Annotated in this window: 20 protein-coding genes; 3 read left to right on the forward strand and 17 right to left on the reverse strand. The window is 61.5% G+C overall.

The features are described 5' to 3' along the window. Positions 1 to 47: 47 nt before the first annotated feature. The 3 genes from G6N73_RS29695 to G6N73_RS29705 form a co-directional block, all read right to left on the reverse strand. A complete protein-coding gene (locus G6N73_RS29695) occupies positions 48 to 887 on the reverse strand; it encodes an anti-sigma factor family protein (RefSeq protein WP_165033563.1) in 840 nt (279 codons plus the stop codon). A gap of 3 nt (positions 888 to 890) precedes the next feature. Beyond that, on the reverse strand, positions 891 to 1385 hold the full coding sequence (locus G6N73_RS29700) for a sigma-70 family RNA polymerase sigma factor (RefSeq protein WP_165033564.1): 495 nt from the start codon (positions 1383 to 1385) through the stop codon (positions 891 to 893). Positions 1386 to 1700: 315 nt separating this feature from the next. Continuing rightward, positions 1701 to 2414, reverse strand: a complete 714-nt coding sequence (locus G6N73_RS29705) for a DUF6065 family protein (protein WP_165033565.1) — start codon at positions 2412 to 2414, stop codon at positions 1701 to 1703. Positions 2415 to 2566: 152 nt separating this feature from the next. Between G6N73_RS29705 and G6N73_RS29710 the strand changes: the two genes are divergently transcribed. Beyond that, on the forward strand, positions 2567 to 2821 hold the full coding sequence (locus tag G6N73_RS29710) for a hypothetical protein (protein ID WP_165033566.1): 255 nt from the start codon (positions 2567 to 2569) through the stop codon (positions 2819 to 2821). Between the two features lie 420 nt (positions 2822 to 3241). Here the strand turns inward: G6N73_RS29710 and G6N73_RS29715 are convergent, their stop codons facing one another. From G6N73_RS29715 to G6N73_RS29730, 4 genes are all read right to left on the reverse strand, one after another. Next, positions 3242 to 3916 carry a response regulator transcription factor gene (locus G6N73_RS29715; RefSeq protein ID WP_165033567.1) on the reverse strand — a complete coding sequence of 225 codons (675 nt, stop codon included), beginning with the start codon at positions 3914 to 3916 and terminating at the stop codon, positions 3242 to 3244. 53 nt (positions 3917 to 3969) lie between these two features. Next, a complete protein-coding gene (locus G6N73_RS29720) occupies positions 3970 to 5631 on the reverse strand; it encodes a sensor histidine kinase (RefSeq protein WP_165033568.1) in 1662 nt (553 codons plus the stop codon). Positions 5632 to 6134: 503 nt separating this feature from the next. Next, entirely contained in the window at positions 6135 to 7772 is a 1638-nt protein-coding gene (locus G6N73_RS29725; protein WP_165033569.1) for an ABC transporter ATP-binding protein, read from the reverse strand. Then, complete coding sequence (locus tag G6N73_RS29730; protein ID WP_165033570.1) at positions 7772 to 8833, reverse strand: hypothetical protein; 1062 nt, start codon at positions 8831 to 8833, stop codon at positions 7772 to 7774. Before G6N73_RS29730 ends, G6N73_RS29725 begins: the two co-directional genes overlap by 1 nt. A 326-nt stretch (positions 8834 to 9159) precedes the next feature. Here G6N73_RS29730 and G6N73_RS29735 point away from each other — a divergent pair, with 326 nt between their 5' ends. Then, positions 9160 to 9576: a transposase gene (locus G6N73_RS29735; protein WP_343044790.1), complete on the forward strand. Its 417-nt coding sequence runs from the start codon at positions 9160 to 9162 to the stop codon at positions 9574 to 9576. 698 nt (positions 9577 to 10274) lie between these two features. Here the strand turns inward: G6N73_RS29735 and G6N73_RS29740 are convergent. The 4 genes from G6N73_RS29740 to G6N73_RS29755 all read right to left on the reverse strand — a co-directional run bounded on the left by G6N73_RS29740 (position 10275) and on the right by G6N73_RS29755 (position 14132). Further along, the gene (locus tag G6N73_RS29740) at positions 10275 to 11303 is read right to left on the reverse strand and encodes a TRAP transporter substrate-binding protein (RefSeq protein WP_165033571.1); all 1029 of its coding nucleotides are present in this window, start codon (positions 11301 to 11303) and stop codon (positions 10275 to 10277) included. A gap of 102 nt (positions 11304 to 11405) precedes the next feature. Further along, positions 11406 to 12728 carry a TRAP transporter large permease gene (locus tag G6N73_RS29745; RefSeq protein WP_165033572.1) on the reverse strand — a complete coding sequence of 441 codons (1323 nt, stop codon included), beginning with the start codon at positions 12726 to 12728 and terminating at the stop codon, positions 11406 to 11408. Then, positions 12725 to 13261, reverse strand: a complete 537-nt coding sequence (locus G6N73_RS29750) for a TRAP transporter small permease (protein ID WP_165033573.1) — start codon at positions 13259 to 13261, stop codon at positions 12725 to 12727. Before G6N73_RS29750 ends, G6N73_RS29745 begins: the two co-directional genes overlap by 4 nt. A 94-nt stretch (positions 13262 to 13355) precedes the next feature. Further along, on the reverse strand, positions 13356 to 14132 hold the full coding sequence (locus G6N73_RS29755; RefSeq protein ID WP_343044789.1) for a crotonase/enoyl-CoA hydratase family protein: 777 nt from the start codon (positions 14130 to 14132) through the stop codon (positions 13356 to 13358). Between the two features lie 182 nt (positions 14133 to 14314). Between G6N73_RS29755 and G6N73_RS29760 the strand changes: the two genes are divergently transcribed. Further along, on the forward strand, positions 14315 to 14785 hold the full coding sequence (locus G6N73_RS29760) for a MarR family winged helix-turn-helix transcriptional regulator (RefSeq protein ID WP_165033574.1): 471 nt from the start codon (positions 14315 to 14317) through the stop codon (positions 14783 to 14785). Here the strand turns inward: G6N73_RS29760 and G6N73_RS29765 are convergent. The 6 genes from G6N73_RS29765 to G6N73_RS29790 form a co-directional block, all read right to left on the reverse strand. Then, positions 14762 to 15199, reverse strand: coding sequence for an acyl-CoA thioesterase (locus tag G6N73_RS29765; RefSeq protein WP_165033575.1), 438 nt, complete (start codon positions 15197 to 15199; stop codon positions 14762 to 14764). The two genes, G6N73_RS29760 and G6N73_RS29765, sit on opposite strands and share 24 nt — an antisense overlap. A 45-nt stretch (positions 15200 to 15244) precedes the next feature. Then, positions 15245 to 16492, reverse strand: a complete 1248-nt coding sequence (locus G6N73_RS29770; RefSeq protein WP_165033576.1) for an acetyl-CoA C-acyltransferase — start codon at positions 16490 to 16492, stop codon at positions 15245 to 15247. After that, complete coding sequence (locus G6N73_RS29775; protein WP_165033577.1) at positions 16493 to 18358, reverse strand: feruloyl-CoA synthase; 1866 nt, start codon at positions 18356 to 18358, stop codon at positions 16493 to 16495. A 216-nt stretch (positions 18359 to 18574) separates the two neighbouring features. Continuing rightward, positions 18575 to 19783 (reverse strand): serine hydrolase domain-containing protein, encoded by a 1209-nt coding sequence (locus tag G6N73_RS29780; protein ID WP_246252685.1) that lies wholly within the window; start codon positions 19781 to 19783, stop codon positions 18575 to 18577. Positions 19784 to 20345: 562 nt separating this feature from the next. Then, positions 20346 to 21266 carry a complex I NDUFA9 subunit family protein gene (locus tag G6N73_RS29785; RefSeq protein WP_165033579.1) on the reverse strand — a complete coding sequence of 307 codons (921 nt, stop codon included), beginning with the start codon at positions 21264 to 21266 and terminating at the stop codon, positions 20346 to 20348. Positions 21267 to 21642: 376 nt separating this feature from the next. Continuing rightward, positions 21643 to 21838: formate dehydrogenase (locus G6N73_RS29790; protein WP_165033580.1), on the reverse strand; the 196-nt coding region annotated here is incomplete at its 5' end.

Raw genomic sequence — 21838 nt, forward strand, 5'->3', positions numbered from 1 at the left:
TCACCTGGAGCGCCGAGTATATCGCCAGGGCAAGTGGCTTCCGGCCACTACTCTTGTTCTTGGCCCAACGACCTCAATGCGGCTGCCTCGTCTTCTCTGGACAAAGGGTCATGCGCGCCGGATACCGCGAGGTAGGCATCGAGGGCCTCCATGGACGAGGCTGGTGCATACCCGCCATCGCTCGCAGGGGCGACGACGGCAAAGTTTACTGCCCAGGCATCGGCTGATAGGCACGCCACAGAAATGAGGGTGGAGCGGTTGGCGGGATCGACTTCGAATTCGCGGCAAAAGGCGCCACTTTCATCCCGAAACGAAGCGACCACACGGATCCTGTCGTTGGAACCCGCCAGGACGGTTTCCTCTCCGGACGGAATCCGGCGCAACGCCTCCGCAAGTGCCGAACTATTCAGTCCCGCGACCTCGAGGCCATTCTGTGGATCTTGGTTGCCAATGCCGACGAGATATCCGCCGATACCGCACGCGATCGCAACCAGTGATGCCGCCAGGGGCATGATCCACGACCGCTGCGGCGACGGCTCGCGGCTGTCATTTGCTTTGAGCGCAACAACACGCGGCGGCGCCTCGCTATCGTCGGAAGGAACGCTGCGACGTTTGGCCTCGTCGATCATCCGCAGCACGGACTGGCTAAGCCTTTCAGGAACGGGTTCCTCGACGAGCGGCCTCAGCGCCTCTTTGACCTCAACGCGGGTTTGGAGGAATAATGCGACCCGCCTGGCGAGGCCTTCATTCGTTTCGATGGCTTTCTCGACGGCCGCAGCGGTCTCCTCGTCGAGCTCACCGTCGGCAAAGGCCACGAGCGTTTCATCGTCAAACTCGCGTGAGATCATTTTTCCGCCTTTCATGATCTGTGAAACGCGAGAGTTCACAAGTTATTCCATACCGGTTGCCTCGGCGAGATTTTTTCTGGCGCGCGCCAGCCGGCTCATCACCGTTCCGATCGGTATCCCGAGTACATCGGCGGCGGCCTTGTACGAAAGATCCTCAACGCAGACCAGGAGCATGACTTCGCGCTGATCGTCCGGCAGTTCGGTGACCGCCAGCGCAACACGGTTCAGAGTAAGGCGGGCTTCGACATCACGTTCGCCTGAAGCCCCGACAATGTCCTGACGCTGGTCAATGTCTTCCTGCTGGCCCGCCGTACTCTGCTTTCTGATGTGGTCGATCCACAAATTGCGCAGTATCCGTAACATCCAGGCGTCGAAGCGGGTTCCAGCTTCAAAACGACCGGCAAGCGCGCGCTCGCAGGCCGCCTGTACGAGGTCGTCGGCAACATCGCGGGAACGGCAGAGAGAAATCGCGAAACGGCGCAGGTTCGGAAGAATGGCGACGAGTTGCCTTCCGATCTCCTCCGGTTCATCGGTCACGTCGAAGTGTCCGGGAGCTGTGCATGCAAGGAGTTCCATAAAAGCGCATCCAATGCCCAGCAGAACGCACGGTGTCTTGCCCCTTTAGATCGCCGGTTCCCGCTTTACTTGACCGTCGCCTGGCCTGAAAATGCCTCATCCTGCGGACTGGCTCCAAAGTACAGTTCCATGACACCAATATTAGCCGCAGCTGGCTAACGCTTCGTAGGAGCCCGGCAAGATTTTGGGAAGCCCCAGTTTAGATTTTTGCAAGCGCCCGGTTAGATTTGGGTGAGAACAGCCCCTTCTGACAATGCCGTTCGCAGGCACCCAGGCTCAGCGCTTCGCACGCGCGAACTTTCGATACCAGCCCGAGCCGGCGATTGTGTTGCGATAGACGCGTTCCCGCTCGCTTGCCTCTTCCATTGTTTCGGCGCGCACCTCGCCTTCGATCGCGGCGTCGGCGCGGCGAAACGGGAAAACCTGCACCAGCGGCGTGCCCTTCTCGATGATGTGCAAGCCGTCTGGGCCGATCGGGAAGAAGGGGAAGTGGATGTGTGCCGAATAGCTGTCGGTGTCGACGATGCCGGCGACAGCCTCGAAGACGCCGTTGGGCCGGTTGAGCGGAGGCACGAACAGGCAGCTCCACCCCGGCGCCGTTCGGATCGCCCAGTAATTGTGGAATTTGCAAGGCGGCCGCGGCGTGCTGGGATGGCCCGTGATCTGGTGCGGGCTGTGGTTGCTGACCATCGTGCGGTCGAACTCCCAGCCGTAATCGACGGTTTCCCCGCCATCCTTGATCTCCAGCCGCACCTCCGCGGCGAGCGGCAGTATCCAACCGGTAGAGAGCGCGTCCAGAAACGGCATGCAGCGCTTGATCGTGATGCCGTTGTCGCGCGCGCCGACATGCTCCAGATCGATAGGCGCGATCTTGCGGAACCAATCGGGCAACGCCGACTTGGCCGGCCGCGGTTCGGCGATGACGCCGGTATCGGAGGGCTGGCAAAGAAAGCTGATCTTGGGCGAGGGCTTGTTGAAACGTGTCAGCATGGCTGTCATCTGGAGCTAGGGACTGATCGCCGGAAAACTGGTTTGCTCACCGTGGGTCGCCCGTGCAACGAGGGGCCGCAGAGCCGGCCCCTCGTTTTCCTGGCGGTCCCCAGCGCTAACGCAGGAGGTCAAACAGCGTCCGGGCCGACCGATTGGAACTGGAGTTCGATGAGCTGTTGGAACCCCGATCCGACGAGCCGTTGGAATTCGAGTTCGACGAGCTGTTGGAACTCGAATTGGAGGAGCTGTTCGAGTTCGAGTTCGAAGAACTGTTGGAGTTCGAATTGGAGGAGCTGTTGGAGCTCGAGTTCGACGAACTGTTCGAGCTCGAATTGGATGAACCATTGGAACTCGAATTCGATGAGCTGTTGCCGGCGAACTGCTGCAACTTCTCCTCAGGAACTTGAGCCATTCCAGGCAATGTCGGGCCTTCTGTCCGCGGAGCACGAAGGATGCTCTTGATACCGCCGGCAGCGGTTGCATCAGGCGCCGCGGCCGCCTGCGCGCCGCCAACCAGCGCAGCACCAGACGCGGCCGTGATTGCAAATGCGAGCATCGAACCAATTTGATGAATTTTCATAACGCTATCTCCTGTCTGCCATCACCGCTCAGGTGCGGTGGACTTGGTCGATCCCTGCGACCACTGAAGATAACGTGGAGATGGAGAAATAATTCTAGCCAGTTCGATTTCTCTCCAAATTTTAACCTTCCTATCTACCCGCTCTTACCTGGTTCAAAAGTTTGATTCCGGTGGTTTGTTGCGGCGGCGTACACCGTCAGCATCTTTGGTTGGTTGAGGGCCAATGCAATGCCAGATTCCGCGCCATTCAAGCCGATATGACGTAACCGAAGCCGCGCACGGTCTTGATAAGCGGGTGTTCCTCCGCGCCGTCGATCTTGCGGCGGAGGTAGCGTATGTAGACATCGACCACCTTTGTTTCGGGGTCGAAGCTCAGGTCCCAGACATTGTTGAGCAACCGGGTTCTGCTAATCACGGCGCCGGGATGGGACATCAGATAGGCGAGAAGCCTGAACTCCTTGGCTGTCAGGCTGATCTCGCGCCCGCCGCGCCGAACCTTTTTGGCGACGGGGTCAAGCGTTAGGTCGCCGACCATCAGCACCGGATCCGAGATCGCGCCGGGTCCGCGTCGAAGCAGAGCTTCGATGCGAGCAATCAGTTCGTCGAAGGCGAACGGCTTGGTGAGATAGTCGTCTGCGCCACCCTTCAGCCCCTCGACCTTGTCCTGCAGGCTGTCTTTTGCGGTGAGCATCAGGACGAGATACTCGCGCCGTTCGCGTTGCATTATCCGGCACACATCGAGGCCGTCGATTCCGGGGAGCAGGCGGTCGAGAACGATCAGCGAATAGGACGTCTCGCGCACCATCGCCAATGCATCCTCGCCATTGTTTGCAAGGTCGACTAGGTAACCCTCCGCTTCGAGCCCCCGCTTGATAAAGCCCACGATACGGTCGTCATCCTCCACCAGCAGAATTCTTGGCATTGACCTCACCTTCTTTCGGGATCCTGTCGCGAGCAGGAGCAACTTCCCTCTGTTTATGCCGCGCTGGTTTTCACACGAGGCCTTCTCCTCGAAGCGGTCGCGCCGGCACCGAAATTGCCAGCCGAAGCTTCGTTTGCGTCGGCGCATGGAATGCGGACCACGACCTCCGTAAAGGACCCGACCTCGCTAGTGAGCGTGAGCTCGCCCTGATGCTTCTCGACAAGCCATTTCGCGATCGCCAGACCAAGCCCGCTACCTGGCTGGCGTGAGGTCCTTAGGCTTCGGCCGCGGTAAAACCGCTCGAATACCTTTGGTATTTCCTCGGCGGGAATGCCCAGCCCTTTGTCGCGTATGGTAATCCGGGCATGTCCGTCCAAAACGGTCATGCTCAAGTTCACCGGACGGCCGCGTGGAGAGTATTTTATGGCGTTGTCCAGAAGTATGACGAGCGCCTGCTTAAGCTGCTGCGCGTCAGCCGTGACCCAGATCGGCTCAGTCCTGTAGTCCGCCTTGATCGCAATAGCGTTGGCGCGTGCAAGAATTTCGCCGTCGTGAACCGCATCGGCGACGATGGTCACGAGGTCCGTTCGGCGCGGCTCGAAGCGGATCGTATCGGTTTCCGAGCGGGACAGGAAAACCAGATCGTCGACGAGCCGGCTCATCTCCAGGCTTTGCGTTACGATCCGTTCGAGCGCGTCGCGGTAGACTGCCTCGGGCTTCGAACCGTGGCGCAGCGGGATCTCCGCCTCGCCGCGAAGAGCGGTCAGCGGGGTGCGCAGTTCATGACTGATGTCGGCGAGAAACTGAACCCGCAACCGGTCGAGATCGGTCAGCCGCTGGTTCGCCGCGGCGAGTTCGGCTGTACGCGTGGTGACTTGCCGCTCGAGATCCGCTCGCGCCTCGAGCAGCCGCTTGCGCTGGTCTTCCTGATTGGCAGCCATCGCGTTGAAGCGTCGCGCAAGCACGCCGAGTTCGTCGCTGCTGTCGTAGCCGATCCGGTGGTCGAGTTCACCCCGGCCGATCGCCTCGGCGCCTTGGGTCAGAAGGCCAATCGGGCGCATCAGCGATCGGGCGAGGAGGAAAGCAGCGACAAAGCAGAGGATCACGGCAGCCAGTGCAAGCCCCGCTGTGATCCACGTCAGACGCCGCCACAATGCTTCGGCCTGCAACTCCGCCCGCGCGACCTCTTCCGCTTCATCGCGCCTCGCGGCTTCCAGGATATTTTCGAACTCGGCGTCGAAACGGTTCTCGATGTCGCGGCGAAAGATCATGACCGCGTCTTCCTGCCGCCCCTGGTTGCGCAGATCGATTGCCCTGGCGGTCGCCTTGCTGATTTCTCCATAGAGCGCGCGCATCCGCGTGATGCGGAAGATTTCGTCGCCGTCGTCCTCCTGTTCGCTGCTGCCCACCAGGAACTCGGCCTCGCCCCTGGTCAGCTTCTCGAGCGCATCGAACCCGGCCTCGAGTTCGGCGCTGGCGCTGTCGTAGTCGGGGCGCTCCGGTTCGCCGATCAACAGGAACTCGGCGATCTGCTCGGAATATCGGTTGGCGTTGACGGTGAGCGCCGTGACAGCCTCCAACTGGTGGTTGGCCCACTGAACGCGCTCCATGTAATAGGTCGTCGAGCGGATGGTGAGATAGACGATAGCGGCCATCATCAAGACCGACGCCACGACGATGAGCTGAAAAAGAAGAATGCGAGATCTGATGCCCATCGATGTCCATCGGCGTTGAGAACCCGACGATCGGGTCCTCGAAAATCCAAGTATGCGCACATGGCCGGATAAGGCCATCACGGTCGGCTCGGAGTCGGCGGAATACCCGCTCGACGCCTTTCTAGCACGGACCGAACATACGGGACCGGCAATTAAGGTTGCGGGAGATTTAGGTTAGAAATTGGTGAGAATTGTGCGCCGATATTGTCACCCTGTCGCGCGCCCCTTGGCCGCCTGGCACGGAGTTAGACGACTACCTCGGCAGTGTCTTTGTGCCGTAGTTGCATAAGCGGCCGCATCAAGCAGGCGTGTTGCATAGCTTATTTTGCCGAGGATTATGTTCTCGGCCGTCGTGGAAAACGCCAATACAGCTTCCTCCCCTTTCCGAACGGACCGTGACTCGGCCCGCAGGAGGAAAGCGACAAGCGCCGTCTCTTCCAAGCCGGGGTAGGACCTCGGCGACCTTCCGCCACGGTTTGCGAGGCCGGCGCAGCTTTTGTGCGTCACACGAACTGACCAGACGGTAATGGCCTGTCGCGGGGGTTGCCTCTTGATGACCCTTCACCATCGAGAAGCCAGGTATCATCGAACTCTATGCCCGCGATGGCTGCTTCACACGAGACGATCACTATCGTTTGTCCGGCCCGCGCGCGAGCAAGAACGGCCGCAAGCAAGTCCCGGTCCTTGCAGACATCGATGTCATCGATAAGAAGCACGGCTGCTGATCGGACCAGCGCTCGCGCGGCACGGATCCGGGCGGCCTGCATTGCACTGACGTGAGCAGGCTTCAGTCGCCTCTGGCTGCTTTCCGAAGCTCCATCGACAGCCAGGCCGCACACCGACGCCGTGGCGATTATCTCTTGCTGCAACGTCGCTGAGGGCGCTCCAAGGGCTATATTCTCGACCATCGTTCCCCGCACCAACGGGATCGCCGGCGACAAAAGGGTGATTGCCCGGCGCCGGTCGCGTCGCGAAATCTTATTTACGGAGATGTCATCGAGGAAAATCGCAAGGCCGCTGTTTTCCTCAAAACCCGCTATGTTGGAAAAGAATGCGCTGCGTGCTTCGGGCGTATCACCGCGAAGCAGGATCGAGGCGCCGGGCGCGGCCTCCAGCACATTTGGCGGCTTGCCGTGTGGGCAATGAAATTCGATGTGCAGCCGCCGGCCTGCCGCCGAGCGCGGCAGGGGAATAGGATTCACAGGATCCGCAAGGACCGGCCTCGCAAGGATGGAGGCGATCCGGCGGCGGGACTCGATATAGGCAAGCCGATAGTCGGCGGCGCGAGCGAGGTCGGCAAGCTGCCCAACCGTCAGACCGGCGAGGAGCAAGAGCGTGCTGAGATCGCCAACGAGCATCGCCGGGCGGCCCGAAAACGCAAAGGCCGCGAGGAAAGCGACGATGACGGGCATGACGAAGTCGCTGGACGCGCGCGCAGCACCCGACCACCCCGCCCGGCGAACAAGCCAACTGTTCAGAGCTTCCGACATCCGGTCGATCTTGCGTGTGGTCGGTCCGCTTTTCCCGAAATGGGCATAAGCTGCTCGGGCGACAACGATGTCCCCGAGACGGCCGGCAATCCGTCCCCGCCGCCGCCGGCTTTCGCGAATGGCCCGATGTAGGAACGGCAAGGCAATAAGACAGATGATCGACCAGACAAAAACGCCGGAAAGTAGGAACGGCGCAACCTGTGGGGCAAGCCAGAAGGCGCCAAGAACGATGAGAACGACAGAGGGACCGGCAACAAAGAGAGAGGCGACGCCGTCGGCTAGCCAGGATCTGATGGCGGAGAGGTCGGTGATGAGGCGGGTCATTATGAGGCCGAGACCGGTCTGGCCGGCTGCCGGCGGCAACGCGAAGAGTTGCTCGACCAGCAGCCCGCGGACCTCGCGCACGTAGTCCAGTGCAAAAGCTGCCCCCCGTCGGCGCTGCATCACCCTGAGTGCGAAGAGCGCGATGCCGAGCGAAAGGCTAGCCGTCACGATCAGCCAGCCCTGACCGAGCGCCGGCCCCTCCCCGGAAACCGCCGCACCGACGATGGCGACAAGAGCGAGCGACGTGGCGGCCTGGGCAAAGCCGATGGCAATGAGAACCGCAAGGGCGGCCAGTCGCACGCCGGTCAGGATTGCTGGTAGACGCATTACGCACCTCCGGCGATCAACATCAGGCGCGGGTTCAAAATCCCGGCGACAATGCTTGCTGCGGTCGCGGGATCGGTGAGTTCCTCGACGCCATAGACAGGGGCATTGGCCGCGCCTGCTTCTCGGCACGCCAGCGGTGAACGCGTCAGAAGTCCGCTGAGCCCAAGCACCTCGTACCCAAGCTCGCGCAGCCGTTCGCAGCCCGCCACCGCCCCCATCGCATCTCCGGCGGCGAACAGCACGCCGCGGGTCAGCTTCTGGAATTCCGGGCTCTTTGCGAGCGCGGCTGTCTCGGGCTGGAATAGGCCATCCGCAACCTCCAGAACCGCGATCTCCGCCCCGGCGGCGACAAGAGAATGCAGCAAATGCTGCGCGCCCTCTACAAGGGCGTCGATCGGTGCAAGATAGGTCGTGGCAAAGCCGGCATCTGTGAAATCAAGCGCGGTGCATGCTCCGGCATCCATCATGGACCAGAGGTCATTGCCGGCGCCGGTTCCGGTCACCTTTGCCGCACCAACCGCAAAACCTGCCTTGGCGAGCCCGCGCACGAGGCTTGCAGCTGTCGTCGTCTTGCCCGAATTCATCGACGTTCCGTAGATAACGATTGCCGGCGGCGTGAGCCGCGCCGGCTGCGGCGCGACCGCAAAGTCCGCAACGTTCAGAACGCGGCCGCACGAGTCGGTGACCAGACCGAGCGGCAGGATCGCGGTCGGAAATATGGTCTTGTCGTGCCATGCCGTCGCCCGCGAGGCCACTCCGCCTGCCGCGACCATGTGGCACGGCCCGAGATCTGGCGGCACGATCGCCTCGAACTGATCGGGGGCGTAGCGGTTGCCGTAGGTCAGGACGATTTCGTCCGTTGCAGCAAGTGCCGCCTTGCGTCCCGAGGGCAGCTCGACCGACTTGTGGTGACCGAGCGCCTCGATCCGCGCGAGCACCAGGTCCCCTGCCTTCGGTTCGGCGGGAGGCGAAAGCAACATCCGCATGCGCTCGGCGGGAATACGGCGGGTCGTGAAAGCCCGCTTGGCCTTCGCCATGCGTTCGGAGTCAAGAATTTCCATTGTGGTCTCCCGAGTAGGCGCCTAGGGGGCGATGCGGGAGGGAGAACGTGGACGAACCAGGATTATTCTCGACGAAGTTGCAATTTTTCTGCCACGATGGCGTCGATTCAGGCCGCGAGCCTGCGCTCGCGTTTTCTGCCTTTCCAGAAGGCTTAATTCGGAGCGCTCGACAGCCAAACAGCCCGGCTCGCTGCTCCGGGTCAGCGGATGGAGCCAAACGCCTGTATCTCGTCCGCTGCTTCAAGCGGCGGCCCTGCATGAATCGACGCAAGATATGAATCGAGCGCTTCCGTCGATGACGCCGGCGCATAAGCTGCTCATGCAGTATCGCCGCTACTTCGCGGTCCGGCGCCGACAATGTCAGCGGTGGAAACCGGAAGTACCGGGCCAGCAAACGAGACTGCCAGCGTTGTGAACTCAAGCCCCGCTGCTGTCCAAAGACGCCGGTATGTGATGTGCTGCGCCGCGTCCATGAAGAGGCTCGCGACCACGCGCGTCAAATGGCGGATACACCCGAGTTCGAACCGTCGCGCAGCGAGCGCAGGAAGGTCGAGATGCTCTTCGCACACCTGAAGACCACGCTCCGCTTCGAACGCATGAGATTACCCGGCCTAAGCGGAGCCCGTGACGAGTTCCCAATGGCCGCCCATCACGCAAAACTTGCGGCGATTGGTGCGGCTGACGACGCCCATGGCGCCGGCGCCGACATGATGGAGGCCAATCCGCAGAACTCTCTCCAATAGCCAAGATGCAAGCGTCATTCAACCGACCGCCGTTATGCCTCCGGACAGGCAGACAGGGATCGCAATCGCGTTTTCCACAGCATCGGTCACGTTCGGGTAGGCTGCAATTGATGAGGAACTGGGTAGACGACCGCGGACGAGTTCCAGACTGCAATCTTATGCGACTCTTGACTCGGGCAGGTTGGCAAAAACCTCCTAATTTCCCCTTCCTGGAAGGCGCGGTTACGCCATTCAGCGGACTGTCAATCGGGTGGCTCTCGCGCCGATCGGCACGATGAATCATTGAAATTTCAATCTGTGAACCGGCGCCGAAAGTTGACGCCTCGACATGTGGGCGTAGGCTTTGATTTGCAGAGGCATTCTTGAAAGCGAGTGTGGTCACGATCGGCGTCGACGATGACCCCACCCGGCGCAATGATTTGCCAGCAACCTCATACACTTGATGGCAGTCGACCCTAGGGGCAGCGGTCGATGCTGGTTCACAGCATGTGCGCCTGCGGCTCGCGGGCGGCAAGCAGTCATCGACGTTGGATACAGGCCTTAGTGCATGACCCCGAAAACCGGAATCGGTTTTCGGAAAGGATCATGCGTCAAGTTCAAAAATCTTAGAGCGTCCTTGCGCGTCCGAAGGACGCGCGGCGCAAGTCCTCGCACAGGCAATCGAGGGCGCGGGAGCGCCCCCGGTCGCCATTCGGTTGCTACATCCCCGATTCGGCCGCGATCAGCGCCTTGGCTTTTTCATAGAGAGCCTTGCCGTCGACGCCTTTCGCCTGCATGTCGGCGAACCACTGGTCGACGGTTGGCCGCGCAGCTGCCTTCCAGCGCTCGGTTTCGGCCTCGTCCAGAGTGACGATGTTGTTGCCGAGATCGGTCGCGATCTTGAGGCCCCGCACATCGCCCTCGTCCATCGCCTTGCCGAAGGCGCGGGCCACCTCGACCCCGGAATTGGCGTCGATCACGGCCTTCAAGTCGTCGGGCAGCGCGTCATACGTGCCCTGGTTCATGACGATCGCGAATGTCTGCGTGTAGAGCCCGTTATCGCCCGCAAAGCCCGTGTGGTTCTTGACCAGTTCGGCGACTTTCAGAGCGGGAGTCACCTCCCAGGGAATGGTCGTGCCGTTGATGACGCCCTTGGAAAGCGCCTCGGTGACCTGCGGCACCGGCATGCCGACCGGTTCGGCCCCGAGCCGGCCAAGCATGTCGGAAATCACGCGCGAACCTCCACGGATCTTCATGCCCTTCAGATCCTCGAGCTTGGTCACTGGCGTCGCGGTGTGGAACAGGCCGGGACCGTGGGTGTGCACGGCGATCAAATGAACGCCGGCGAACTCGTCCATGGCGTTTTCCTCGACATATTTCTGGAACGCCACCGAGCTTGCTTCGCCGGTCGTCATGAGGAAGGGCAGTTCGAAGACTTCCGACTTCGGGAACCGCCCGGGCGTGTAGCCGAGCACCGTCCAGATGACGTCGACCACTCCGTCCTTGGCCTGGTCATACAGCGCCGGCGGCGTGCCGCCGAGCTGCATGGCGGGATAAAGTTCGAATTTGAGCCGGCCGCCCGACTGTTCCTCGACGGCCTTGGCCCAGGGTGTGATTGCCTTGGCGGGAATGGTCGCCTGCGCCGGCAGCATCTGATGGACGCGCAGCGTCACCTCCTGCGCGATCGCTGCGCTCGAGAAAATCACGGCGGCAAGCACGCTGCCGAGCATCACGCCTAACCTGTTCATAGTCTCTCTCCCTTTCTTGCACGCTTCCCGTGCTTTGAACTCGAGGAATGCTCCGTTTTGGTGGAGTCTTATTCTGTTGCGCCGCGCCAAACTTACCTCTTTCTAATAGAGCAGGCGGACGAGAAACAGGCTGATGATCGGAAATGCCATCAGTATCGCCGTGCGAATGAGGTCGCTTGCAACGAACGGAACGACGCCCCGGTAGGTCTGGCCGAGCGAAACCCCCTTCGCCATCGAATTTATGACGAAAAGGTTCATCCCCACAGGCGGCGTGATCAGGCCCACCTCCACGACGATGAGGACGATGATGCCGAACCAGATGGCAAATTCCTCGGGCGGAAGGCCGAAATCAAGCGCCGTGACCATCGGGAAGATGATCGGCACCGTCAGAAGGATCATCGAAAGCGAGTCCATCACACAGCCGAGAATAAGGTAGAGGATCAGGATCGCCACGAGCACCATCCAGGGATTGTAGCCCTGGGCGGTGACGAAATCGGCGGCGAACTGGGGCAATTGCGACATGGCAAGGAACCCGTTCAGCGCCCCGGCGCCCAGGACGATCAGGAAGATCATGGCCGTGGATGAAGCCGTCGAAAGGATGGCCTCGATGAAGTTCTCGCGCGTCAGCCCGCGATTGAGAAGCGAGATGATGCCGGTGCCGGCGGCCCCGATCGCGGCCGCCTCGGTGGGAGTGAAGACGCCGGTGTAGATGCCGCCGATGACCGCGACAAAGACAATCATGACCGGCCACACGCCGGCCAGCGCTTCGAAGCGCTCCCGGTAGGGAGTCCGCTCGCGATGGCCTGCCGCGTCGGGGTTTACGCGCACGTAGATGGCGATGGCGATCATGTAGCCGATGGCCGCGAGGATGCCCGGCACGAACGCGGCAACGAAGAGCTTGGCGATGTTTTGCTCGGTCAGGATCGCATAGATCACCAGGATAACCGACGGCGGAATGAGGATGCCAAGCGTGCCGCCGGCGGCGAGCGTCGCGGTGGCCAGCGCACCGGAATAGCCGTACTTCCTGAGTTCGGGCAGCGTGACCTGTCCCATCGTCGCGGCCGTCGCAAGAGACGACCCGCAGATGGCGCCGAACCCGGCGCAGGCGCCGACCGCGGCCATCGCGACGCCGCCCTTGCGGTGGCCGAGCCAGGTGGCCGCCGCCTTGAACAGTGCGGCCGACATGCCGCCGAGCGAGGCGAATTGGCCCATCAGGAGGAACAGCGGAACGACCGAGAGCGAGTAGTTGGCGAAGGTGCCGTGCGTCAGGTTCTTGAACTGAGCCATCACCGGGTTGAGGGAACCGGTGATGAGCCATGAACCGCCGATGCCGACGGCCAGCATGACCAGCCCGATTGGAATGCGCAGGAAAATCAGCGCCAGAATAACCGGAAAGGACCAGAATCCGAGCTCGATGTTGGTCAATGGACCATTCCCTGGGTCGGGTGGGGAGGGTTGTCGGAAAGGGCGTCGCGAACGCTGCGCGCCAGGACATAGGCGGCGGCGATCACCAACGCGACGGCGCCGACCAGCCCCGCGGCATAGGCCCACCAGAGAGGCATGCGCAGAAGCAGCGTCGTCTCGCCATAGTTGAACTTGTCGACCGTGCCGAGCAAATGCCGCCAGGCGATGAAGGCCGCGATCGCCAGCATCAGAGCGTCGGACACGACCATGATCCAGGCGTTGGCGCGCGCGCTGAGAAAGTCGGTGAAGATGGAAACGACCGCATGGCCGCGGGTCAGGTGCGTCCAGGGCAAGAAAGCGAAGATGGCGAAGCCTACGCCGGCCTCCACGAGTTCATAGTCCCCGGCGATGCCACTGAGCCCGGCCCAGATAAAGGCGCGGCCGACAACGCTCAGCACGGTGATGGCGACGATCGCTGTCAGCACCAAGCCGCCGGCAATGGCCACATATCTGGCGAGCCGGTGCACAAACCGGCCCAGCTTCGTATCGTCCATTCTTGCGGTTCCCCTCCCAAGGATCGATGGTGCCTTTCACGGCGCGTCAAACGAAATGCGACCTGTCCAACTCCAAACCGCCCGGCTTGCGTGTCTAAGCAAATCTCGGCTTGCGCTTTTCAAGAAAGGCCTTGAGCCCCTCCTCCGCATCGGGCCCGGTCTGGCTCAGGGCAGCCGCAAGGCTTTCGGCATAGAGACCGTCTTCGGTAGACATGTTGGAGATCCGCGCGATCGATTGAATGATCAGATAGTTGACCGCGCTGGAGTTCTGCGCCACTTGCAAGGCCAGTTCGACAGCTTTGGCGAGGCCTTTGCCGGGCGGCGCAACGTAATGTGCGAGGCCCAGGCGATAGCCCTCTTCGGCCGAGTAGGTGCGGCCCGTCAGCATCATCTCAGTGAGCCTGTCGGCCCCGATTATCGCGCCCACACGAACTGTCGCGCCGCCGCCGACGAAGATACCCCGCTGCCCTTCTGGCATGCGAAACAGCGTGCCCTCCTCGGCAACGCGCACATGGCAGGCCGCCGCAATCTCCAGTCCTCCGCCCATGACTGCGCCGCTCATGGCCGCGATCACCGGCACGCCGCCGAACTGGATCAGCCCCATCACCGAATGCCAGTTGCGGGAATGCCGCATCACCTCCTGCGGCGCGCGTTCGACCTGCTCGCTCAAATCGAGTCCGGAACAGAAGTGCCCGCCATTGCCTGACAGCACGACCGCCCTGACACTATCCGGCACATCCGCGAAAAACCTGCGCAGGGCCTCGATCATGGCATCGTTGACGGCGTTGCGCTTGGCCGGACGGTCGAACGTCAGGTAAGCCAGCGGACCCTCGCGCCGCACGTCAAGAACCGCCTCCGCCATGCTCGCCATGCTCCCTTTCGTGTCAGCCGGAGTCGGCATTCGATGCTCCATCCCACTTGCAAAATGTTCTATCATATAACAATTGTGGACGCTATAGTGCGGTTGCACAATATGTGCAAGCCCATCGCCGCTCCCTTGCTCGGCATTAGGGACTTGGCGATAAGGAATGCCGCAACTGGCAAAGAGTAACGATGGACAATCCCGACCAGACGAGGCCCGCGAAAACACGGCGCCAGCGCTTCGACCCCAGTTCCGTCAACGACATCATCGGATACCGGTTGCGCCGGACACAGCTCCGCATCTTCCAGCAATTCATCACTCGTTTCGCGGAGTACGACCTGCGGCCAGCGGAATATTCGGTTCTGGCGCTCATCGCGGCCAATCCAGGCAGCAAGCAGACCGAGATTGCCGAAGCGTTGGGGATCAAGCGGGCCAACTTCGTCGCCCTGATCAATGGGCTCGAAAAGCGCGGCCTAACCGAACGCCGCCAGCCGGCGGGCGACCGCCGCTCCAATGCGCTGTTCCTGACGCCATCCGGAGAGAAATTCGTCGGCAAAGCCAATGCGGCACAGGCCGAATTCGAGGCCGAATGCGTGGCGAAACTCGGCGGGCAGAAGGCGCGGGACCAGTTGATGGCGCTACTCGACCTGCTGGCCGACTAACGAAAACGCCGCGATCACCTCGTCGGGGATCGGCTGCGACCTGAGTCTATGCGGGTCCGTCTCGTCCTTGCCGACCCAGACGCGGGTTTCACGGCCTTCGACGGCGAGTTCACCGCCGTTGAAAAGCCTGTGCTCGACGTCGAAGCTCGAGCGCCTGAACGCCGCGACGGCGCTCTCGATCCTCACCACATCCCCGAACCGCGCCGGCTTGAGGAACTTGGCGCCGGTATCAACCATCGGGATGCCGACAATTCCGAAACGCCTGGTCCAGGCGATCTTCTTCATCCCAAGCGCGGCCTCGAAAAGGCGTGCGGTCGCGGCATCGAACATTCGGAAATAGTTCGGATAAAACACGATGCCTGCCGGGTCGCAGTCGCCGAATTCGATCTCGACCTCATGCGTGTTGACCAGCATGACGGCGTTCTCCTCTATCCGTTTCGCCCGGCGTGGATGCGTTGCTCAGGCCGCTGGATTTTCGATGAGCAGCGCGATGCCCTGCCCGCCGCCGATGCAAGCCGAGGCGACGCCGTAACGGAGCTTTGAGCGTTTCAATTCGCGAGCCAGTGTCAGGGCCAGCCGAACGCCGGTCGCGCCCAGCGGGTGGCCAATGGCGATGGCGCCGCCATTGACGTTGAGCTTCGCCTCGTCGAGCCGGAGTTCGCGCACGCACGCGAGAACTTGCGCGCCGAACGCCTCGTTGATCTCGATGCGGTCGATCTGGTCCAGTGTCAGGCCGGCCGTATCCAGCACGGCACGGATGGCCGGTACGGGACCGATGCCCATGATGTGCGGCGGCACGCCGATCGAGACGCCGGCAAGAAGGCGGGCGAGCGGCGCCTTGTCCATGGATCTGACGTAGTCCGAAGAGCCGACCAGCATCGCGGCTGCACCATCGACGATGGCCGAGGAGTTGCCGCCTGTCTGCACGCCGCCGAAGGCGGGGCGGAGCCTGGCGAGCACTTCGTACGGCGACAGGCGGAGGTGACTGTCGGCGTCGATCTTCTCGACACTCCTCGGGAGCATCACGCCGCGCGGCTGCAGCCCCTCGACCTCGAAACTCTCGGAGACGACCGAAACAATTTCGTCGGCAAAAAACCCGGCTTGGCGCGCTTCAAGCGCGCGCGAGAAACTGCGGGCGGCGAAGCGGTCCACCTCCTCGCGGGTGATGCCGTACTGTTTGGCGAGGTTTTCCGCAGTATCGCCCATGTTGACGCAGGCGGCCGGGTCGAAAAGCGCCTCCCAGAGGAAATCCTTGAACTCGACCGCGCCCATGGCGAAGCCGTTGCGGTGCGTATAGGCGGCGACCGGGTTGCGGCTCATCGACTCAGTACCCACTCCGAGCGCGAGATCGACGCGGCCGAGCGAGACGGCGTCGGCCGCCTGCACCAGCACCTCGAGTCCGGTGCCGCAGATGCGCTGGACCAAGTGCGCCGGGCGCTCGGTCGGTACGCCAGTGTAAAGCCCGATGTGGCGCGGAGTGACATAGGCGTCGAAGGAGGCCTGGGCCATGGAGCCGGCAATGGTCGTGCCTATATCCGCGGGATCGACGCTGGCCTTGGCAATCGCCGCACGGGCGGCCTTGATTCCGAGATCGATCGGGGAAACGGCCGAAAGCGCCCCGCGATAGTCGACAAAGGGGGTGCGAACGCCGTCTATCAGATAGGCGTCCTCGAAGGTGGCCCTCAGGCCCTTTTCCTTGGCGGTCACTCAACGGGCCTTTCGTTCGAAGGTCATGACGTGGTGGGGGACAGGTTCGGCATAGAGGTCCTCGGCCAGCCCAGCGCGCGCGGCCATCACCGCTCTCTGGTTGATCGAACCCTTGTCGGTGACTTCGCCGGCGTCAATCGAAGGCGGCGTGGTCAGCAGGATCGCGCGGGCGATGTGGCTGGCGCTGCCTGTCGCCTTCGACGCCAGCGCGTCGAGTCTGGCCTGAAAGGCGGCGCGGACTGCCGGGTGCGCCACCACCACTTCTGCGTCGGCGCCGCTCTCGTGGCCGGCCACGTTCCGACAGGCGTCAAGATCGGGAAAGATCAGCGCACCGATATGGTTGCGGTCGAGCCCGGTCAGCACGATATCGCGAACGAGCGGTGCGCAGGCGGCGATCGCTCCCAGCCGAACGCCGCTCACATTGACCCAGGTCCCTGTCGAGAGCTTGAAATCTTCGGTGACGCGTCCATCGAAGACGAAGCCGCGCCCAATATCGTCCGGATCGGCGAACTTCAAGGCATCGCCGATCTTGTAGTAACCTTCCTCGTCGTAGGATTCGGCGGTCTTGTCCGGTTGCTTCCAATAGCCAGGCGTGACATTCGGGCCGCGCAAGCGCAGTTCCAGTTTTTCGCCGTTCGGCACGAGCTTGACCTCCAGCCCCGCAGCCGGCAGCCCGACAAGCCCGGCACGATCGACCGCCCATGTGGTGGTGAAGGCGAAGGGCGCGGTTTCGGTCGAGCCGTAGCCGGTGATGATCATGATACGTTCGCCGGTCGCCGCACGGGCCGCCCGATCGAGCCCGTCCCACGTGTGCTGGGACAGGCTTGCGCCGGCATACTGCATAAGCTTGAGGCGCCGGAAAAAATTGTTGCGAAGCGCATCGTTTGCGGCCAGGTGTTCGACCAGCAGCTCGTAGCCTTTAGGCACGTTGAAATAGAGTGTGGGCGAAATCTCCTCGAGATTGCGCACGGTGCGCTTGATGCCCTCAGGCGTCGCCATACCGTCGTCGATGTAGAAACTGCCGCCATTGTAGAGCGCGATACCGAGATTGTGGCTGCCCCCGGCGACGTGATTCCACGGCATCCAGTCAAGCATAACCGGCGGCTCGTCGGCGAGAAAGGCAAGCGCCGTGCGTATCATCTCCTGATTACAGGTAAGCATACGCTGTGTGGTGATCACGCCCTTCGGCATTCCGGTCGAACCGGAGGTGAAAAGGAACTTGGCGATGGTGTCGGGTCCGACCGCTGCATTGGCGGCGCCGATCGCGTCGGTGGGAACGGTCGCGGCGAGATCGTCGAAGAGCCGGACGGTACGGCCGGCGGGCGGGTTCTTGCGAACAACCAGCGGAACAGAAGGATCGACCGCAGCGTCTATGGCGGAGGCGAATTTTGCGCCGTCGTTCACATAGATCATGCCCGGTTCGAGGAGGCCTACGATATGCCTGAGCTTGGCGTGGTCCTTCGAAACAAGCGAATAGGCGGGCGAGATCGGCGCGTGCGGGATGCCCACGAGCATTGCGGCATAGCCTATGAGCGCGTGCTCGATCTCATTGCCGGAAAGGATCAGAAGCGGGTGCTCTACAGAAAGCCTCGCATCGAGCATCGCCTGGGCGAGACTGCGGATGGCCCGATTGGCCTCGGCATAGGTGACCCTGCGCCAGGCCTCCTCCATGCCGCGGTCGGCGATGAAAATGGCGTCGGGAGTGTTTGCCGCCCATTCTTCCAGGCGGTCGGTCATGGTGCGCGGGTGCGGTCCAAGTGGATCGAGCGCCCGTATGCAGATCGTGCCATCCGGTCGCTTGATGGACTCGGCGCGCATCGTGCCCATGCGAACGGGGCGAAGGCGTAAACCCTGCTCCGTGTTCATATGCTCCTCCCATTTAGTTATGCACTATAACAATTTTAAGCCGTACTCATGGGAAACGGATCGGCGGCGTGCCCTGGCGTCTGGTTCAGTTCAGAGCGAGCCAAAAATTTCGACTTTCGAGAACCATCGTGACGCGAACCAGAAAGGCGTCCGAGCTCGAGCATGCCCGTCGCCCTGGTTGTCCATCGTCCCTCCGGTCCTCCGGGAAGACATAGCTCATTCGGACACGCGCGCGATGATCTGCTTGAAGAACTCGATGTTTTCCTCGTCGCGGCCCACGGGTTGATCGGTGTGGCTCGCCTTTACGATTACGACATTGCTGGCCGGGTCGATGTAGATGAACTGGTGGTGCAGTCCCATGGCCGCATAGGCATCGGTATCCGGGAAGGTCCACCACTGGTACTGGTATCCGAAATCCTCGCCCGGTCCCGTCGGTTCGTAGCCGTCATCGGGAACGGTGGCTTCCTTGACCCAGTCGGCGGGCACCACCTGCTTGCCGTTGGCCACGCCGCCGTTAAGGAACATAAGGCCGAACCGGGCATGGTCGCGAGCGGTGGCACTGAGACCGGCACCGTAGAACTCGCGGCCGACCGAGTCCGGCCCGTCCATGATCCAGTAGGCGTCGGTCTCCATGCCCGCCGGTTTCCAGAGCTTTTCAGACATATACTCGGCCCCGGTCTTCCCGACGGCCCGTTCGAGAATGCAGCCGAGCACACTTGTATCGAGTGTGGCGTAGTTGAACACCACGCCCGGCTTGTTGGGCCCGGGCTTCGATTCGTTGGCGGCATAGTCGCACCAACGGTACTTGTAAGCGACGAGGGAATTGTCATGCACAGTGGTGAGCTGGGTATCGCCGCCGAACTCGTATACCTCAAGCCAATCCACGCCCGAACGCATCCGCAACAGGTCACGGATGGTCGCGCCTTCGTAACCGCTTCCCTTTGTTTCCGGCAGGTAGTCGATCACCTGGTCATCGAGGCTCTTTATGGCCCCGTCCGCGAGCGCCAGGCCAATCAGAGTCGAGACGTAGGACTTCGCCACTGAGAACGTTAAGAAGCGGGTGTTCTCGTCGCTTCCGTTCCGATAGGATTCGAAGACAATGTTGCCGTCCTTCACGACGACCAAGGCATTGGCGGCGGTGGCTTCGAGCGCCTCCTCGAGGCCCACAGTCCGTTCTCCGAGCGTGTAGTCGCCTTCAATCGAAATCAGCTTGGCAGGCAGTTGCCATATGTCGCCGCCAGCTGCGACCGTCCGCGTCGCGAACATCTGGTCCATGTGCTGGAAGGTCAGATAGTTAAGCGCCGGATCGAACATATGTGCACGGGCGTTGATCATGGTCGGCGTGAGCCAACGTGTGTCTTCGTCGGCCCAAGCAGCCATCGGCTGGTTGCTCGCCGCCAGAACCAGGGCAGCGAAGCCCGCCAAGTTGGAGAACCGTCCATTCTGCATAAGTACCTCCCAATAGTTATGTAGCATAATTATTATGCTGCATAACGTTGAACCAGTCAAGGCGGGCGAGACGGTGGCAAAGAAGTTGCGATTGCAACTATTTGCTCCTATGGCTAACTTGGGCGCTTAACCACTCCGGAGCCCAGGCCGAAATCTTGTCGAAATTCATCGGTTGGCCGCCCAGAATGTCATGGAGCTCGATATCGGCGATATCCCGCTCGAAAACCTCTGCCACGACATCGGCAAGCGCATGGTATGGCAAGTAGATGTGAAGTGTTCCGTCAAATGCCGGGTATCGGACGGTCGGGCAGTTTTTATTGTTGTAGGCTCTATCCGAGCTTCATATGACCCGCTCGTGACCCCTATGTTTGGACCGGCTCTGCCTTTCGCAAGTGGGGACGTGCATGGGCGATGATCTGCGGCGGGAAAACGGTGGCGCGCTTGTAGCCGATGGCGGTTATGCCGCAAATCGCTGACGACGAGTTAATGTGAAATCGCCAACACCGATCATGCTTCTCAAACCGAGGCAGCTCTTTGATCAGCGACTCCATAACATCTGCTGGAGTATCTCCTCGACAGAGTGCGGCGAAATTCCAAGTTCGCCAAATCCGGGCATCTGCGGCGATGACACGTTGTCGACCTGCATCAGTTCCACCTGATTCCTAGTGACGGGCGGATTCGGGAGCATTTCCGAGGCCCATGCCAGTGCGTGCCAAGCGGCAAATGGCGCTGGAATCAATATGGGTCTAAGACCGGCTTGGTGCGAAACGGCTCTGAGAAATTCCTTGTAAGAGTAGACACGAGGACCGCCGCACTCATATGTGATCGCATGCGTTTCCGTCCCCAGCAGCGTTCTTGCGATCGCTTCCGCCACATCGTCCACATAGGCCGGCTGCAATCTCGTCCGGCCGCGACCGAACATTGGGTAGATTGGAAGCCGGCGGAGAAGTTTGAGAATGGTGGTGAGAAACGCGTCATCCGGTCCGAACATGACTGCCGGGCGGATAAGAAATGTCTCGGGGAACGCCGCACGAACCGCCAGTTCGCCTTCGCCGCGCTTGCGGATATAGAGTGACGGCGAGGCGGCATTGGAACCGATTCCTGAAACGTGAGCGAGCCGTTCGACGCCGGCTCGGTGTGCTTGAGTCGCTACCCGCTGGGCCGACTCGACATGCACGGAATGAAAGGTCTCCTGTCCGTGCTCGACATAAAGACTGACCGCATTTACCACACCGTAAGCGCCAGCAAGTGCATTGGCGATCGACCGCCCATCGTGGATATTGGCTTCGACTGATTGAAGTTGCGGATCGTCAGAACCAAACAACTTCTTGCCCCGCCCGGGATGTCTTGATGCGATCCGAACGAAAAACTTGCCATTGCGAAGATACCGAACAACGCGGTGGCCGAGAAACCCGGTTCCACCGAACACGGTGACGACGCGATGGTTCATGGCAGCCATGGCTTATACTCGTCGGCTCATATTGCTGTCTCGACCCGGCAGTTCAGATCATGTGGACGGCACGCCTACTGACCACTAATCTAGTGGTGAAAATCTGGCGCATTGGTACCGGAGGGGGGTTCCGCTTCCGGACCCGTTTCGGATATTTTTGCGCCACACTTCAACGAGAGAGCATCAGCCGCGCGTCAGGGCAGACCAGCAGGCCGCTCATCACGGCGTCAATCCCTCACCTTACTCGCTCGTACACGCTTCGCACTTTGAGGGAGACCCTCGTTAAGTGCAAAGCGACAGCTGTCGAGATCCACGGACAGATGTTCGCCATGCCCCACGGCACGTAGTCGAACCATCCCGTCGCGCTTGCATTGCCCGCAGCGGGTCACGCCTTGGCCTTGAAGCGTGCCGCTTCTTCCGAACCGCGCGTGGCGTCTCCCGCGCTGTAGGAATGCGCGCCGGCGCCGGCGAGCTTGCCGGCGTTGACGATCAGATATTCCTCGCGGATTGGCCTGCCTTCGAACCAGCATTCCAGAATCTCGCGGGTGCCTGCGGCGTAGCGCGCCTGGGCGGAGAGCGAG

The organism is Allomesorhizobium camelthorni (genome assembly GCF_011045125.1).
GTDB lineage: Bacteria > Pseudomonadota > Alphaproteobacteria > Rhizobiales > Rhizobiaceae > Allomesorhizobium > Allomesorhizobium camelthorni.

Coding starts and splice junctions, on each gene's coding strand:
- G6N73_RS29775 (WP_165033577.1), bottom strand. CDS start 18,358: ATGAACACGGAGCAGGGTTTACGCCTTCGCCCCGTTCGCATGGGCACG.
- G6N73_RS29725 (WP_165033569.1), bottom strand. CDS start 7,772: ATGCGTCTACCAGCAATCCTGACCGGCGTGCGACTGGCCGCCCTTGCG.
- G6N73_RS29760 (WP_165033574.1), top strand. CDS start 14,315: ATGGACAATCCCGACCAGACGAGGCCCGCGAAAACACGGCGCCAGCGC.
- G6N73_RS29715 (WP_165033567.1), bottom strand. CDS start 3,916: ATGCCAAGAATTCTGCTGGTGGAGGATGACGACCGTATCGTGGGCTTT.
- G6N73_RS29730 (WP_165033570.1), bottom strand. CDS start 8,833: ATGGAAATTCTTGACTCCGAACGCATGGCGAAGGCCAAGCGGGCTTTC.
- G6N73_RS29765 (WP_165033575.1), bottom strand. CDS start 15,199: ATGCTGGTCAACACGCATGAGGTCGAGATCGAATTCGGCGACTGCGAC.
- G6N73_RS29705 (WP_165033565.1), bottom strand. CDS start 2,414: ATGCTGACACGTTTCAACAAGCCCTCGCCCAAGATCAGCTTTCTTTGC.
- G6N73_RS29740 (WP_165033571.1), bottom strand. CDS start 11,303: ATGAACAGGTTAGGCGTGATGCTCGGCAGCGTGCTTGCCGCCGTGATT.
- G6N73_RS29720 (WP_165033568.1), bottom strand. CDS start 5,631: ATGGGCATCAGATCTCGCATTCTTCTTTTTCAGCTCATCGTCGTGGCG.
- G6N73_RS29750 (WP_165033573.1), bottom strand. CDS start 13,261: ATGGACGATACGAAGCTGGGCCGGTTTGTGCACCGGCTCGCCAGATAT.
- G6N73_RS29755 (WP_343044789.1), bottom strand. CDS start 14,132: ATGGCGAGCATGGCGGAGGCGGTTCTTGACGTGCGGCGCGAGGGTCCG.
- G6N73_RS29785 (WP_165033579.1), bottom strand. CDS start 21,266: ATGGCTGCCATGAACCATCGCGTCGTCACCGTGTTCGGTGGAACCGGG.